15 protein-coding genes are annotated in these 16020 nt (G+C 55.2%); 3 read left to right on the forward strand and 12 right to left on the reverse strand.

Features of this window, described 5'->3' with window-relative positions; all coding sequences use genetic code 11:
* Positions 1-9: 9 nt before the first annotated feature.
* The 10 genes from hflX to ccsA form a co-directional block, all read right to left on the reverse strand.
* Positions 10-1341: a GTPase HflX gene (gene hflX / locus UF64_RS13605; RefSeq protein WP_044829213.1), complete on the reverse strand. Its 1332-nt coding sequence runs from the start codon at positions 1339-1341 to the stop codon at positions 10-12.
* A gap of 7 nt (positions 1342-1348) precedes the next feature.
* A complete protein-coding gene (gene hfq, locus UF64_RS13610) occupies positions 1349-1606 on the reverse strand; it encodes an RNA chaperone Hfq (RefSeq protein ID WP_008891082.1) in 258 nt (85 codons plus the stop codon).
* Positions 1607-1728: 122 nt separating this feature from the next.
* On the reverse strand, positions 1729-2415 hold the full coding sequence (locus tag UF64_RS13615; protein WP_044829152.1) for an HAD family hydrolase: 687 nt from the start codon (positions 2413-2415) through the stop codon (positions 1729-1731).
* A 63-nt stretch (positions 2416-2478) separates the two neighbouring features.
* Complete coding sequence (gene trkA, locus UF64_RS13620; protein ID WP_044829153.1) at positions 2479-3858, reverse strand: Trk system potassium transporter TrkA; 1380 nt, start codon at positions 3856-3858, stop codon at positions 2479-2481.
* Positions 3859-3900: 42 nt separating this feature from the next.
* Positions 3901-5280, reverse strand: a complete 1380-nt coding sequence (locus UF64_RS13625) for a sigma-54 dependent transcriptional regulator (RefSeq protein WP_044829154.1) — start codon at positions 5278-5280, stop codon at positions 3901-3903.
* 47 nt (positions 5281-5327) lie between these two features.
* Entirely contained in the window at positions 5328-7604 is a 2277-nt protein-coding gene (locus UF64_RS13630; RefSeq protein WP_044829155.1) for a PAS domain-containing sensor histidine kinase, read from the reverse strand.
* Positions 7601-9049: a nitrogen regulation protein NR(I) gene (ntrC, locus tag UF64_RS13635; protein WP_044829156.1), complete on the reverse strand. Its 1449-nt coding sequence runs from the start codon at positions 9047-9049 to the stop codon at positions 7601-7603. The genes UF64_RS13630 and ntrC overlap by 4 nt, the downstream gene beginning before the upstream one ends.
* Positions 9046-10191: a nitrogen regulation protein NR(II) gene (locus tag UF64_RS13640; RefSeq protein ID WP_044829157.1), complete on the reverse strand. Its 1146-nt coding sequence runs from the start codon at positions 10189-10191 to the stop codon at positions 9046-9048. The genes ntrC and UF64_RS13640 overlap by 4 nt, the downstream gene beginning before the upstream one ends.
* Positions 10192-10247: 56 nt before the next feature.
* Positions 10248-11258: a tRNA dihydrouridine synthase DusB gene (gene dusB, locus UF64_RS13645; protein ID WP_044829158.1), complete on the reverse strand. Its 1011-nt coding sequence runs from the start codon at positions 11256-11258 to the stop codon at positions 10248-10250.
* 258 nt (positions 11259-11516) lie between these two features.
* Entirely contained in the window at positions 11517-12323 is an 807-nt protein-coding gene (gene ccsA, locus UF64_RS13650) for a cytochrome c biogenesis protein CcsA (RefSeq protein WP_044829159.1), read from the reverse strand.
* 122 nt (positions 12324-12445) lie between these two features.
* Here ccsA and UF64_RS13655 point away from each other — a divergent pair, with 122 nt between their 5' ends.
* Positions 12446-13645 (forward strand): bifunctional 2-C-methyl-D-erythritol 4-phosphate cytidylyltransferase/2-C-methyl-D-erythritol 2,4-cyclodiphosphate synthase, encoded by a 1200-nt coding sequence (locus UF64_RS13655; RefSeq protein ID WP_044829160.1) that lies wholly within the window; start codon positions 12446-12448, stop codon positions 13643-13645.
* 83 nt (positions 13646-13728) lie between these two features.
* Here the strand turns inward: UF64_RS13655 and UF64_RS13660 are convergent, their stop codons facing one another.
* The gene (locus UF64_RS13660; RefSeq protein WP_044829161.1) at positions 13729-14292 is read right to left on the reverse strand and encodes a septation protein A; all 564 of its coding nucleotides are present in this window, start codon (positions 14290-14292) and stop codon (positions 13729-13731) included.
* A 63-nt stretch (positions 14293-14355) separates the two neighbouring features.
* Complete coding sequence (gene cutA, locus UF64_RS13665; RefSeq protein ID WP_052657645.1) at positions 14356-14712, reverse strand: divalent-cation tolerance protein CutA; 357 nt, start codon at positions 14710-14712, stop codon at positions 14356-14358.
* A gap of 354 nt (positions 14713-15066) precedes the next feature.
* On the opposite strand from cutA, the gene UF64_RS13670 reads away from it, so the two are divergent.
* Complete coding sequence (locus UF64_RS13670; RefSeq protein ID WP_044829163.1) at positions 15067-15312, forward strand: hypothetical protein; 246 nt, start codon at positions 15067-15069, stop codon at positions 15310-15312.
* Between the two features lie 121 nt (positions 15313-15433).
* Positions 15434-16012, forward strand: a complete 579-nt coding sequence (locus UF64_RS13675; RefSeq protein WP_044829164.1) for a histidine phosphatase family protein — start codon at positions 15434-15436, stop codon at positions 16010-16012.
* The last annotated feature ends 8 nt before the right edge of the window (positions 16013-16020 follow it).

Raw genomic sequence — 16020 nt, forward strand, 5'->3', positions numbered from 1 at the left:
TTCTCCCTATCACACCAGATGAATATCAAGCCCGGCCTTGGCACACCAATCCTCGAACCGGCCAACGCGGGTCGTATCGACACGCACCTGAACCGAAATGCCGTCTGCACCTTCGTTGCGTTTCAGCACTTCACCCTGCTCATAAAGTCGGGCGAGTGATTTACCGTCCGCATAAGGCACGCACAGCTCAAACACCGGCATATCTTCAGTCAGGCGGTCTTCGACCAGGCGCAGCAACGCCTCGCAATTCGTGCCTTTGATGGCCGAAATCGCGATGGTGTTGTCATGGCGCGCGGCATATTCCGACACCGCCTGCAGTTCTTCGCCTTCAAGCTGATCAATCTTGTTAAGCGCCTCGACCAGTTCTTCGCCATCAATCGCCTTCTGAAGCCCGAGTTCCTTGAGAACCTCAAGCACATCAAGCTTCTGTTCTTCGGTTTCTGGCGAAGACGCGTCACGGACATGAACAATCAGATCCGCTTCCAGCACTTCCTCAAGCGTCGCGCGGAAGGCCGCGACAAGATCGTGCGGCAGATCAGAAACAAAGCCCACAGTATCAGACAGGATCACCTTGCGACCACTTGGCAGGATCAACCCACGCATGGTCGGGTCCAGCGTCGCAAACAGCATATCCTCGGCAAACACCTCGGACACGGTCAGCTGGTTAAACAGCGTTGATTTACCGGCGTTTGTGTAACCGACAAGGGCGACAATCGGGTAAGGCACCCGACGGCGCGCTTCGCGATGAAGTTCACGCGTACGTTTGACTTCCTCAAGCTCCCGACGGAGCTTGGCAAGCTTGTCACCGATAAGACGGCGGTCAATCTCGATCTGTCTTTCACCCGGACCGGCAAGGAAGCCACGGCCACCACGCTGACGTTCAAGGTGCGTCCAGGTGCGCACAAGGCGGGATCTCTGATAGCTCAGCAATGCGAGCTGCACCTGCAGGCGTCCCTCACGGGTTCGCGCGCGATCGGCAAAGATTTCAAGGATTAGGCCGGTACGGTCAATGACCTTGCATTTCCATTCCCGTTCCAGGTTACGTTGCTGGATCGGGGTAAGCTGGCCATTGATCATGACAATGTCGGCTTCGTCGGCCTTGATTTGCAAACCAAGCCGTTCCGTTACCCCCTTGCCAAACAATGTGGCCGGACGCAACTTTGCGATGGGCACGATTTCCGCGCCCACCACTTCAAATTCAAGCGCACCCGTCAAACTGACCGCTTCTTCCAGACGTGACGAAGCGTCGCGCCAAGCACCTGTCTGGTCTGCGCGTTTTAGTTCCGGGTGGAAAACCAGGACCCGGGGAGCATCTGGCGTATCGCCGCCCCCCGAAGTCAGAGACTCGTCAGCTATTTTCTTCTTCCGTCGCAGGCTGGCTCGGATCAAACAGCTTGATCGGGGTCGTCGGCATTACCGTCGAGATCGCGTGTTTGTACACGAGCTGGGTATGAGCATCGCGCCGCAGCAAAACAGAGAAATTGTCAAACCAGGTGATAATCCCCTGCAATTTGACTCCGTTGACCAGAAACACGGTAACCGGCGTTTTGTTTTTACGGCAATAGTTCAGAAAGACGTCCTGAACATTTTGTGATTTTTCCGCCATTGGTTAGACCTAGCCTTCTTTTATGAGCGTTTTTTTGGTTTCGGGCGGCCAAGGAAAATGTGGAACCGTCGACTTTTCAGGTCAGTCACGATTCCTGCCCCATTTTTAATGACCTTCATGAACTATAAGACGTTCGAGAAGCCTTTTACAACCCTTACAAGCGCCTCGCAATCGGCGAAATGCCAATCAGGGCTAAGAGTCGCAGAATTCTGCGTGTCGCCGTGACCGGTAATTTCGTCGCCGATCAGGATTGCAGTCGCCCCGACATTGCGCGCGCACTGAATATCGACCACGCTATCGCCAACAAACCACAGATTCTCATATTGCGACGCCGAAGAGTCGCCCATCGCCATATGCACCGGATCGGGTGCCGGTTTGTCCTTGGCGGCATCGGTCGCACCAATGATCTTGCCAAAAAACGGGGTCCATTCAAGGTGGTCGGCTTCCTTGCGCAGGAAGTTTCCATTCTTGTTACTGACCACCCCGATATAGGTGCCGTTATCACGCAGCGCACATAAAAGATCATGCGCCCCGGCCAGTGGTGTCAGGGTTTCAAGATGGATCGACTGGAAATGGGCATAAAAGCTGTCTTTGGCCTCTTCCCAGCGATCTTCCCCAAACAGGACCGGGAAACTGTCGCGCAACGAGCGCGCAACGCGCTGCTTGGTTTCGTCCAGCGACCATTTCTCCCGCCCGAAATCTTCAAACGTCATGTTAAGGGCGGCCTGAATGGTCCCCCAGCTATCAACAAGGGTGTTATCCCAGTCAAAAATGACGGCTTTGGGCGGTTGGGGCAATTGGTCAGACATTTGAAATTCCGGTGGCTGGCTGGGTGTTATTTTGTATGGGGATTAAGGTAACCGCCTGCCCGATCAGAAATATTCCAGGCGGACAGCGAACATCTTCTCGACCTTCTTGATCTGTTCGGACCCAGCAAATACCACGATCCGGTCATTGGCCTCGATCACGGTTGCAGCACGCGGCATCACGACTTCGCCATCGCGCAGAATGGCGCCAAACACCACACTGGCTGGCATCGCGATGTCCTTGATCGCCTTGCCAACGATCGGGGCCGTTTCAAGCGCCTCCGCCTCAAGCACCTCGCCAAAGCCTTCCGACAGGCTGTGAACCGCCCGGATACGACCACGGCGCACATGATGCAGGATGGTCGACACCGTCGTCATACGCGGACTGATGACCACATCAACGCCAAGCTCGGACACGAGCGAGTTATAGGTACTTTTGTTAATCAGCGTCAGCGCACGCGGGCAGCCATAACGTTTGGCCAGAAGTGACGCCAGAATGTTGGTTTCATCATCGTTGGTCAGTGCAACAACCGCCTCGGCATTGCCGACATTGGCCTCTTCGAGCAGTTCCGGATCAAGAACGTCACCGCGCAGAACAACGCTTTTCTTCGGCAGTTTCTGGGCAACAAAGCGTGCGCGCTCCGGATCAGATTCTACCAGTCGTGTGGTAACCCCCGGGAAGTTCTGATTGATTTCCTCGGCCAGGAACAACGCGATATTACCGCCGCCAAAGATCACGATACGGCGTGCTTCCGGGTCTTCGTGGCCGAATGCTGACATGGCACGGTCGACCTGATCGCTCGAAACGGCAAGGTAAACAAGGTCGCCAGCCAACATCTGGTCATCACCCTTGGGATAGACCGCCTTGTCGCCACGGATCATGCCAAGGATCGAGATATTAAGATCCGGGAAAAGCTGATGGAGCTGACGAAGCGGCGTGTTGATCACCGGGCAATCGTCGCTACAACGGATACCAAGGATTTTGACCTTGTCATCGGCAAACGGGATCATGTCAAACGCGCCAGGCGCCTGCAGACGGCGCGCAACCGCACGGGCCACTTCCATTTCCGGCGAAATCACCACATCGATCGGAAGCTTCTCCCGGCCAAACAGGCTGGCCCATTCCGGCTGAAGATAGGTCTGGCTGCGGATACGCGCGATTTTGGTCGGCACGTTAAACAGCGAATGCGCCACCTGACAGGCCGTCATGTTGACTTCATCGGCAAAGGTCACCGCGATCAGCATGTCGGCTTCTTCGGCACCGGCCTGCTGCAGCACGTCCGGGTGCGAGCCAAACCCGATGATGCCCTTGACTTCAAGGGTGTCGGAAATCTTGCGCACCAGTTCTTCGGACTGGTCGATCACGGTTACATCATTGTTTTCCGCAGCCAGATATTTAGCAATGTGGAAGCCCACCTGCCCGGCGCCGCAAATGATGACCTTCATGTTGAGTTCTCCCGTTCACAACAGTCCGTGGTGATCCTGGGCTTATTGCCCGTTCACACCAAGGCTTTTCAGCTTGCGATGCAATGCTGACCGTTCCATGCCGACAAAGCTGGCCGTTTTGGAGATATTTCCGCCAAAACGGTCGATCTGTGTCTGGAGATATTCTTTTTCAAACATCTCACGCGCTTCGCGGAGCGGCAATGCCATGATTTCACTGGTCTTGTCAAAACTTAGCGACGTCGGCACATCAGAAAACAGCTCTGACGGCAGCATTTTACCGCTGATCAGATCCACCTTGTCTTCATCATCCGGCGCCATGATCATCAATCTTTCGATCACATTCCGCAACTGGCGAACATTGCCCGGCCAGTCATAGGCATGCAGCGTCGCCATCGCCTCGGGCGAGAGCTTTCTTTTCGGAAGACCCGTCGCATCGGCATACCGATCAAGGAACATCTCCGCCAAAACCGGAATATCGTCACGGCGTTGCTGCAGTGATGGCACTTCAAGCGGCACAACATTCAGACGGTAATACAGGTCCTGTCTGAATTTCTGTTCTTCGATCCGCTGTTCCAGATCACGCGCCGTCGTTGCGATCACACGCACATCCACATTGACCGGCACCGATCCACCAACGCGTTCAAAGGTCTGGTCCTGCAACACCCGGACAATTTTGCCCTGGGTTTCAAGGGGCATGTCGGCCACTTCATCGAGCAACAAGGTCCCGCCATGGGCCAGTTCAAGCACGCCGGTGCGTGCTTCGCGGTCCGCGGTTGCGACCGCACCAAAAAGCGACTCTTCCATAGTGTCAGGCGAAATATTCGCACAGTTTAGAACCACAAACGGCGCTTCGGCCCTTGCTGATTTCTGGTGAATAAGTCGCGCAACAACTTCCTTGCCCGACCCTGCCGGGCCATGGATCAGAATGCGGCTGCCGGTCCGCGCGACACGTTCGGCCGACTGGCGTAAGTTGTTCACAACCGATGATTTACCAATCAGTTCGGTGTCCCCACCCGCACGAAGCGTAAGCTCGCGGTTTTCGCGGCGCAGGCGCGCATCATCAATGGCGCGCTCGACCACCATCAAAAGACGGTCGGTGTTAAACGGCTTTTCGATGAAATCGTATGCGCCGATCCGCGATGCTTCGAGTGCGGTTTCGATATTGCCATGACCGGAAATCATCACCACCGGCACTTCGTTATGCTCGCGTTTGATCAGTTTAAGCGTCTCGATCCCGTCGTGATCGCTTTCATCCATCCAGATATCAAGCACCACAAGGCTCGGTCGGCGGGCAGCGACTTCGGACAGCGCGCCCTGACTTGATCCCGCCTGACGGGTTGTATAGCCCTCGTCCTCGAGGATGCCGGAAATCAGTGCCCGGATATCTTCTTCATCGTCGACAATAAGAATGTCGTGCGCCATGTCGTGACCAAATCAATCTTTTTCTTGTTGCGATTTTGACAATTAAATCAATTGCCTGAGGAGTCTGCGTCCGGGTTGAGGTCCTCGTTTTCGACCTCAACAACCTTTGGGAAGGATAGCGTAATCGTCGCTCCGCTTTCAACGCCGTCAGAGAGTATAAGCTCTCCGCCATGGTCTTCCATGATTTTCTTTACGATGGCCAAACCAAGCCCGGTTCCCTTAGATCGGGTCGTGACATAGGGCTCGGTCAGGCGTTCACGATGCTCTGCTGGCAGGCCCTTGCCGTTATCCGAAACAGCAACGAAAACGCGCTGATTATCCGGCGACTCTGCCACCGAGATTTCGATCTTGCCTTTTGGCAGTTCGCCCTCTTCGGGTTTTTCACGTCCCTCGATGGCTTCCGCCGCGTTTTTAAGCGTGTTGGTCAGGCATTGATTGACCTGATGCGCATCGCAGGAAATCTGCAAATCTTCGATACCACTGCGATCAAAATCATAGGTGATGTTGCTATGCGCCTGCTTTTGCAGGAACATGGCACTTTTCACCAGCTCACCAAGGTTCTCAAGCCGCATGGTCGGCGATGGCATCCGAGCAAAGCTGGAAAACTCGTCAACCATCCGCCCGATATCGGAAACCTGCCGGATGATCGTATCGGTACAGGTCGTAAAGACTTCCTGATCATCGGTGATCTGCTTGAGATAGCGACGCTTAAGGCGCTCTGCCGAAAGCTGGATCGGGGTTAGCGGGTTTTTAATTTCGTGCGCGATACGCCGCGCAACGTCCGCCCAAGCTGCCATACGCTGTGCGGTCTGCAGTTCGGTCACATCATCAAACGTCACGACATAGCCAAACACCGTGCCGTCATCGGCCCACTCGGCTGTCACCCGAGCCATCAGGGTCAGGTTGACACCATCGCGGCGGATTTCGATCTGGCGCGGTTTGCTGCGGTCGCCATCGCGACCAAAGTCCTCAAACAGCGGCAGGAATTCCGGGATAACTTCTGTCAGTTCCTGTGACAGATAATCTTCCAGATCAACCCCCAGAAGGTCCGACGCACTTCGGTTGGGCAGATCAATCTTGCGTTCCGGATCAAGGCCAATCACGCCTGCGGTCACACCGCCCAGGATCGCCTCGGTAAAGCGACGTCGCTCGTCATTCAGTCGGTTGGCTGCGACCAGTTCATTGCGCTGGGTTTCAAGCTGTGCCGTCATGCGGTTAAACGCCCGACCAAGGGCTTCAAGCTCATCGCCCTGCCCGTCAAGCGGCACACGGAACGATAAATCCCCGTCGCGCACACGCTCAGCCCCGGTAATCAGCTCTGAAACCGGCTGCACCAAGCGCGTTGCGACCATAAGGCCCAGCGTCACGGCAGCCAGCAGTAGCACCACCGAAATCAGCACAAAGATCATGACAAACGTGATCACAATCCCCGAACGTTCGCCCTCAAGGCTTTCATAGGCATCAACCGCCCGACGCGCCTTGTCGATACGATCCAGCACGTTCGGGTCGACAAACCGCCCGACCAGCAGGAATGCATCAATAAAGCTCGGGATCTTGGCAATCGCACGGATGCGGTTGTCACTCGATCCGATCATCAAAACGACGTCTTTCTGACGCGCTTCGTCAAAGACTTCTGCCGGAACCGATGCCTGATTGGTGTCGTAGGAAAAGCTGTATTCGGATTGCGCGATGATCTGACCTGAACCATCAATCATCATGACTTCCGGCAAACCGCGTGCGAGCGCCTGATCAGTCAGAAAGTTCGAAATACGGTCCGGACTGGTCGAGAAATTCACCCCGAAACGCTGCAAATCATTGGTCGTGGCCAAGGCATCCGCTCGGATCAGCTCCTGGTGTTCGCGCAGATAGGCATCGGCGATCACCATACTTTCTTCAACCGCAGTTCGAATGCGGTCACTAAACCAGCCCTGAATACCGAAATGCAGGAACAGTGCCGAGAAAATGGCAACCACGATCGCTGGCGTCACCGCCACCAGCGAGAACATCAGAACCATTCGGGTATGGAGCTTTGCACCTGCCACCCCGCGCCGACGTTCAACCCAGATCTGGACAAGCTTGCGCGCAACCAGCGTGGCCAGAAGCAACACCAGCACCAGATCAATGTTCAAAAGCAGCAGGATCAGACGCGGATCAGGCCGAAATGGCGCCGTCCCGGTCATGGCAAGATAGGTCGCGGTTACCGAAACAAGGGCCGCTGTAACCAGCCCGAACGCAAACCTGCGTGACTGGCCCAGCCGCCCCAGAAACCGTACAAAGCCCGACCGCAAGAACCGGTTGGAGATCGAACGGTCGGTATTATTCATTTCGTGCCCCTGACGACTTCCAGTCCAAGATCACGGATCTTCTTGCGCAACGTATTGCGGTTAAGGCCCAGAACTTCTGCCGCCTTGACCTGATTACCCCGGGTCGCTTCAAGCGTCACGTTCAAAAGCGGTCGCTCCATTTCGCGCAGAATCCGGTCATAAAGACCGTTCGCCGGCAGATCATCATCATGCGCATCGAAATATTCGCGCACATGACGTTCGATGGATTCAGAAAGCGACTGCGGCTCGGCACTCGGTGCGGCTTCGCTGACATTGTTTTCGGAAAACTCGGTCTCGATGACATCAACACCGATCACGTCATGCGAATAAAGCGCTGTCAGGCGACGCACCATGTTTTCAAGTTCGCGGATGTTGCCCGGCCAGCGATGCGCCTTCAAACGCGCCATCGCCTCGTTCGACAGGGTCTTGCGCGGCAGGCCTTCTTCACTTGCCTGCATCAGGAAGTGATTGACCAGTTCCGGAATGTCTTCAAGCCGTTCGCGCAGCGACGGCAAACGGATCGGCACAACATTGAGGCGATAGAACAAATCTTCACGGAACGTGCCTTCGCGGATCAGTTTGCGCAGATCACGGTGCGTTGCGGCGACAATGCGAACATTCACCCGGATCGGTGTCCGACCACCAACACGGGTATATTCGCCTTCCTGCAAAACACGCAGCAACCGCGTCTGGGCCTCAAGCGGCATATCGCCGATTTCATCCAAAAACAGCGTGCCGCCCTCGGCCTGCTCGAACCGGCCGACCTTGCGCTCGTTCGCACCGGTAAAGGCGCCCTTTTCATGACCGAAAAGCTCGCTTTCGATCAGCTCGCGCGGAATGGCCGCCATATTGATGGCAACAAACGGCCCATGGCGGCGTCCGCCATATTCATGCAGGGCGCGCGCGACCAGTTCCTTACCCGTGCCGCTTTCACCGGTAACCATGACGGTCAGGTCGGTGTTCATCAGGCGTGCGAGCGCACGATAAATTTCCTGCATTGCCGGTGACCGGCCAATCAGAGGCAAGCGATCATCGCCCTCTTCATCCTCGTCCTTGCCGGCCTGGCTTTCCTGCGGCGTTTCAAGCGCGCGATCAACAATCCCCATCAACTCATTGAGATCAAATGGTTTTGGAAGATATTCAAACGCACCACGCTGGGCCGCTTTGACTGCGGTCATCAGGGTGTTCTGGGCACTCATCACGATCACGCGCAGGTCCGGGCGCAGCTTGCGAATGCGCGGCACCATGTCCAGCCCGTTCTCGTCAGGCATCATGACGTCAGTAATCACCAGATCACCGTCCCCGTCGGCGATCCAATCCCACAGCGTGCGGCCATGGCCGGTGCTGCGGACTTCATGCCCCTGACGCGACAATGCCTGCGTCAGAACAGTGCGAATGGCCCGATCATCGTCGGCAACCAGAATTCTCGCAGGGCTGGTACTCATGCGGTTTCTTCCCTGTTTTTGATTATGATCGGGTCAGATGCCCCTTCGGCCAGTGCCCGATTGTAAATCGGCAGCATGATTTGAAACTCTGCACCTCCCCCAGGCACATCTTTCACTTCAATCACACCACCATGGTCATTGATAATTTTCGCTACCAGCGCAAGGCCAAGCCCCGAACCGGTAGGCTTTGTCGTGACAAACGGATCAAACAGGCTTTCACGCATGTCTGGCGGAATGCCCGGCCCATTGTCACGTACCGATACCACCAGCGGCAGATGAACGCGTGCGTCACCGCCAGCAACCGCCAAGCGGATGCCATGCTGATAGCGTGTCGAAATGGTAATTTTCCCATCCTTGGGATCAACCGCCTCGCCGGCATTCTTGATCAGATTCAGAAATACCTGAACAAGCTGGTCACGATTGCCAAACACCGGCGGCAAGGACGGATCGTAGATCTCTTCGAATGTCAGGTTCTTGCCAAACCCGTTCTCCGCCAGACGGCGGACATGCTCAAGAACCGTGTGGATGTTGACCGCACCGCGCTCCAGCGGCTTGTCGGAAAAGATTTCCATGCGGTCGACAAGCTCGACAATCCGGTCAGCCTCATCACAGATCAGGCGAGTCAGAACACGGTCATCTTCATTGCTGGTCTGTTCCAGCAACTGCGCGGCACCGCGAATACCCGAAAGCGGGTTTTTGATTTCATGGGCCAGAATGGCCGCCATTGCACTGACCGAACGTGCCGAATTTCGGCTAAGCAACTGGTTATCGATCTTTTGCGCAATTGATCGCGGTTCAAAGGTCAGAACGGCACAATCACTTTCATCAGGCATGGACCCCACGGTCAGATTGACCGTGTGCTTGCCGATCTTGGGACTTTCGATCAGCAGATTGTGGTCGGCCACCAGCGTGGCTTCATCAATCGCCTGCTTGATCAGGGAAAAGACAGGGCTGTCTGACGGGATAAAATCCGTAAGATCGCTGCGGCACAGCACGCTTGCGCTGGTGTTAAACAGCTGTTCGGTCGCCTGATTGACAAACTTGATCTTGCCATCCCGGTTGGCGACAACGACCGCGCTCGCAATCGCGTTGAGAACGCCCGTCGGGTCGACCCCGTTGCCTTTTCCAAATCCCAGTCTCATGCAATTCTTCCCCGACGACTGTTTTTGATGGTCGCCATATTATTGTTATGAAGTGATCAGGCTGCTTCCTGATCCAGTTTGATTTCGTTTTCGATCAGCGGTTCGTAAAACGCGCGGATTTGCGCTTTCACTTCAGCCGGATTATCCAACACATTGACAACACGACGAAATTCCGTCGCATTGCGCAAGCTGTTGCAATACCACGCAAGATGCTTGCGCGCGATGCGCACACCCTGACGGCCATGATGATCAATCATCGCGTCATAGTGGCGCAGGATGGTTTGAAGCTGAGTTTCAAGGCTTGGCGCGGCAAGCTTTTGTCCAGTCTTGAGGTAATGCGAAACTTGCGCAAGGAACCATGGACGCCCCTGCGCGCCCCGGCCAATCATCACGCCATCTGCACCGGATCGATCAAGAAGCTCCTTGGCGTCTTCTTCGTTGTTCACATCGCCATTGCCCAAAACCGGGATGGAGACAGCATCCTTGACCAGTGCAATCGCATCCCAGTCTGCATCCCCCTTATAAAACTGGCAACGGGTGCGCCCGTGAATGGTCAGCATCGCAATACCAAGGTCCTCGGCGATACGCGCCAAAGCCGGGGCATTGCGGTTATCATCGTCCCAGCCCAGACGCATTTTAAGCGTCACCGGAACGGATACCGCATCAACCGTCGCCTTGATGATTTCTGCCGCAAGCTTTTCATCGCGCATCAGCGCCGAACCGGCATAGCCCTTGGTCACCTTTTTGGCCGGGCACCCCATATTGATATCGATGATCATGGCCCCGCGGGCCTCGTTCATCTTTGCGGCCTCGGCCATCTCTTCGGGTTCGGTACCGGCAAGCTGGACCGAAAGCGGTGTTTCGGCGGCGCAATCGCCATGCATTTTCCGGACTTCCTTTTCATGCCGCTGGATGCGGGTCATGGCGTCCGACGCAATCATTTCGGACACAACAAGATGGCCGCCAAACTGGCGGACCTGTTGCCGAAACGGAAGGTCAGTCACACCTGACATCGGTGCCAGCACAACATTCTCTGGCACATGTACAGAACCGATCTGCAATGACATGAAGGAATTCCAATTGCCTAAAACTTGGGCAGATTAATAAAACTGGCAACGACATGCAACAACTCTCGCCGCATTGGCGCAAATATCATGCCCCGATGACGGTTAATTCGCAGAAAAACTGCAGAAATTTCGAAGAGTCTCGATGAATGAACGGCTCACAAACCGGCGCAAAAAGCCAATCAATGACTAGCAATTATGCATGCGTCGGCGAAATGATCGTAAAAATTGGGCATATTAGGTGCAGATAAGCCAAAAGGCCTATCCGATGATGTAGCCCGTCACCAACCGAACCCCCGGGAATGCCAGGGTCAGCAACAGCCAAGCCCCCAGCACGAACCGCACAGCCATACGCCCGCGCAGGTTGGAGCGTTCATGGATAATGATCAGGATGCAAATGGTGACAAAGCCAAGCAATGTCAGCAGCATCTTGTGATCAATTTCCCAAAGACTGCGGCCCTCGACATAGCGCAGCGCGAAACCGGAAATAATCCCGATCACCAGCACCCATGCCGACCATTTCAAAAAGCCAACCAACATGTATTCACTGTCACGAAGGGGCGGCAGACGGCGGCTCCAACGGGTCGGCTTGCGTTTTTTAAGGGCATATTCCTGAACGACATAGGCCATAGCGGCAATTGCCGCCAAAGTCACCAAGGCATAGGTGATCAGGGAACTGCCAATATGGGCCCAAAGCCAACCGGAATAGAGCGCCGGGCCATTGACCACTTCGGGGTCATGATCGCCAAACACACGGAAGATGGCGGCAAGCACTGCAAACAAAAGCAGATAGCCGCCAATATAGCCCGCCAGTCGCCAGACCTGATGCGGGCCCTTGCACATGACCAGACCGCCAAAGATCATGATCACGGTCAGTTCCGACCAATGCAGGGCTGCGGCAAATCCGCGTGACTGGACTTCCTCGCCGGTTACGCCAAGCAAAAACATCGTTCCAACTGCCGCCAGACAAATCGATGCATAAAGCCATACATCCCGACGCGGTTCGGTACGCATGATCTGCCCGGTCAGGGGCAATAGTGCAAGGATATGAATATAGGCAGCGAGCATCTTGGAACCCGTTTCTGTCTTCCGGATCAGGCTTGATCCCGATATTGCATTTGCCGACTTGGCAAATCCGTCACAGAAAGATAGCCTGCGGCGCACTTCAGACAAGCCATGGCATTACGTTTATGACCCAAAAAACCGGCGTTGTCATCGTTGCTGCCGGCAGCGGTAGCAGATTTGGCGACCCAATACCAAAACAATATCACATGCTTGGCGGCAAAAGCATCCTTGCCCATTGCATCGAATGCTTTGCACGACATACCGACCCTGCCCTTATTCAGGTGGTCTATAACCCGGCCCATCAGGACTGGTATTGCGCCGCAACCACGTCCCTGTATGATGCCACATCACTCCCGGCACCGGTGGCAGGTGGTGAAACCCGTCAGCAATCGGTTCTGAACGGTTTGCGCGCACTCGTCGCAAAGGCGCCTGATCGTGTACTGATCCATGATGCGGCCCGTCCGGGCATTTCCGATGACGTGATCGAACGTGTCATGGCAGCCCTTGAAACGCATCGTGGCGCCATCCCGACCCTGCCCGTTGCCGACACCATCAAGCAAACCGATGTGGATGGAGTGATCACGCAAACCATTCCGCGAGAGAGTCTTCAACGGGCGCAAACGCCGCAAGGATTTGACTTCAAGACCATCCTTGATGCGCACCAGAAATTCGAAGGCCAGGAATTTACTGATGATGCCGCCCTGCTTGAGGCCATCGGACTTGATGTGATGTGCGTGGCGGGTACCACCAACAACGACAAGATCACCCATCGTGATGACTTCGGCCGCGCGCAAAGCTGGGCGGACAGCACAAACAAGGAAACAGCGCAGATGTCGCAAGAAGAATACCGGGCTGGCACCGGATTTGATGTTCACCGCTTCGCCCCCGGCGATCATTGCATCCTGTGTGGCGTCAAGGTCCCGCATACCGCCCGTCTGGAAGGTCATTCTGACGCCGATGTCGGCCTGCACACCCTGACCGATGCCATTCTGGGCGCGATTGGCGCTGGCGATATTGGCCAGCATTTCCCGCCAAGCGACATGCAGTGGAAAGGTGCCGCATCGGACATCTTCCTTAAACACGCGGCTGATCTGGTGCGCGAACGTGGCGGTCGAATCGTGAATGTCGACGTCACACTGATTTGCGAGCGCCCCAAAATCGGCCCGCACACGCCTGAAATGCGTGAAAAAGTGGCGGAAATCCTTGGGATTGATGTTGATCGCGTCAATGTCAAAGCCACCACGACCGAAAGGCTTGGCTTTACCGGCCGCGAAGAAGGCATTGCCGCACAGGCTGCCGTCAGCGTCGCCCTGCCGATCAGCTGATCACACGCGACCACCAACAAACAAAGGGCAGGATTTCGATCCTGCCCTTTTGCATATCAACGCGATGTGCTTGCGCCTGAAACTTAGGACGCCGCCTCGCCGCCCTCTTCTTCGGGCAACTGATGCTTCATCAGGACCGGCACCTGTGCCATGCCAAACACCATGGTGATCGGCATGATGCCCCAGACCTTGAAGGCGACCCAGGTATCGGTCGAGAAGTTGCGCCAGACGATTTCGTTGACCACGGCCAGAAACACAAAGAAGAACGCCCAGCGCCAGGTCAGGATACGCCAGCCTTCATCGGTTGCCTTGAAAGCGCTTTCCAGAACCAGTTTCAGGAACAATTTTCGTGCGGCAAGACCACCAAACAGAATGCTGGCAAACAGAAGGTTCACAATCGTCGGCTTGATCTTGATGAACAGCTCATCGTCGAGATAAAGCGTCAAACCGCCAAACACGATGACAAATGCCCCGCCAATCAACGGCATGACCGGAATGGTGCGCGCCAGCGCATAAGATGTTGCAAGGGCAACAACCGTCGCGACAACGAAAACCGCCGTCGCCGTCATCAGGTTGGTGGTGGCATTGACCGCAAAGAACAGGATCAACGGCCCCATCTCCATGGCCATTTTGGTAAGCTGATTCATTAACTCGTATCATCCAAGGACTAAAATTTGCGCCATCCTAGGGGGCATGCCCGCCAGATGCAATCACATCAGCCGTGATCTTGATCCCAACTGGGTTTGCAGCCACGACACATAATCATGATTGCCCCGCCCCAAAGGCAGTTCAAGGATGCAGGGAACTTCATAAGGATGGTGATCCTCAATCCATTGCGCCAGTTCCACAGCAGTTGTTTTGGATGTTTTGAGGATCACAACAACTTCGCTCTCTTCCTCGACATCGCCATCCCATTCATAAATCGCCGTCATATGCGGCAAGACATTCGCACACGCCGCCAGTTTTTCACGGATCGCCCCACCGGCAATCACGCGTGCAATATCCATGTCCGGCACCGTGACATACAGAAATGACATCTCGCTTGGTTGGAACTCTTCTGGCGTCATTGCGATTGCTCCATGGTTGAATATGCGTCACACTGATAGGGTCAGGGCCTACTAATTTGATTGGACTGGCAGACGTTGTATTTGTGAAATCCAAGGAAAAGCCCGCCGGGCGGGTTGGCATCCCGGCCAAGTGGTTTGACGCCGGAGTTTGCAAATACAACGTCTGTCCTTCGGATTAAACGGATTTGCACGGGCTACTTTATCGCAAAACCTTGAAAGATATTTATCTTCCGGCGGTTTAGCTCTGCGTACCCGCACAAATCTGTTTAACCAGTCGAACCAAATTAGTAGGTCCTGACCCTAACATCTGATGTTTGTATCACCAATCATATCATAACGGTGCGGGGAGTACCGATGACGGGGAAAAAACATTCGAAACCGACCGATGTGCAGCTGGAATGGCTGCGCCGTGGCTTAAGTCAGCCCGGTGGAAAATTGCCGCTTTTTGACGGCAATGGCAAACAGATCAGCGAAAAAACGGTCCGAAGCTGCATTGATCACGGCTGGGCTGCCCCCTGGTTTGATAACCCGGTCAAACCCGATTGGTTGATCTGCAAACTGACTGATGAGGGCCGCCGCGTCGCAAGTGCGGGCATTTAACACAGCCCGGCAATCGACTTTCTGCTGTCAAATCCCGTCAAATCTCCGCCGTTTTGATCCGAAACCATCGCTTTCGGGTATCAGACTCATCTCCCTTGTGGGCAACAGATGGGTAAAAATCATGTCGATACTGCACCGAAACATGCTCCGGATTGTGTTGGTTCTGGCGGGTTTGATGTGCTGGTCGCCCCCCGCCATGGCTTCGGAAGATGCATGGCAAATCTGGAAATCGGACGGGGTGCATGCCCTGATGCGGCATGCCATTGCGCCCGGCACCGGTGACCCGGCGAACTTCACGCTGGGCGATTGTTCCACCCAGCGCAATCTTGATGACACTGGCCGTGAACAGGCCCGAAACACGGGTGCTGTCATTCGTGATATGGGGATCAAGGTCACCTCGGTGCTGACAAGCCAGTGGTGCCGTTGCGTTGATACCGCGCGCATGCTCGGTCTTGGTCCGGTGATTGAGGAACCCGCCCTCAATTCCTTTTTCCGTGACCGCAGCACCGAAGCTGCGCAGAGCGCTGCAATCAAGGAACGGCTAACCACTGTGGCAGATGATGAAAAACTGCTGCTGGTCACCCATCAGGTCAACATCACCGCCCTGACCGGGATTTTTCCACGATCAGGCGAGATCATTCTGTTCAGAATGGCGGATAACGGAACAGACATAGACGTGCTTGCCCGCCTGATGCAGTAGCAGCACGG

It is taken from the genome of Thalassospira sp. HJ (assembly GCF_000948415.1).
Lineage (GTDB): Bacteria > Pseudomonadota > Alphaproteobacteria > Rhodospirillales > Thalassospiraceae > Thalassospira.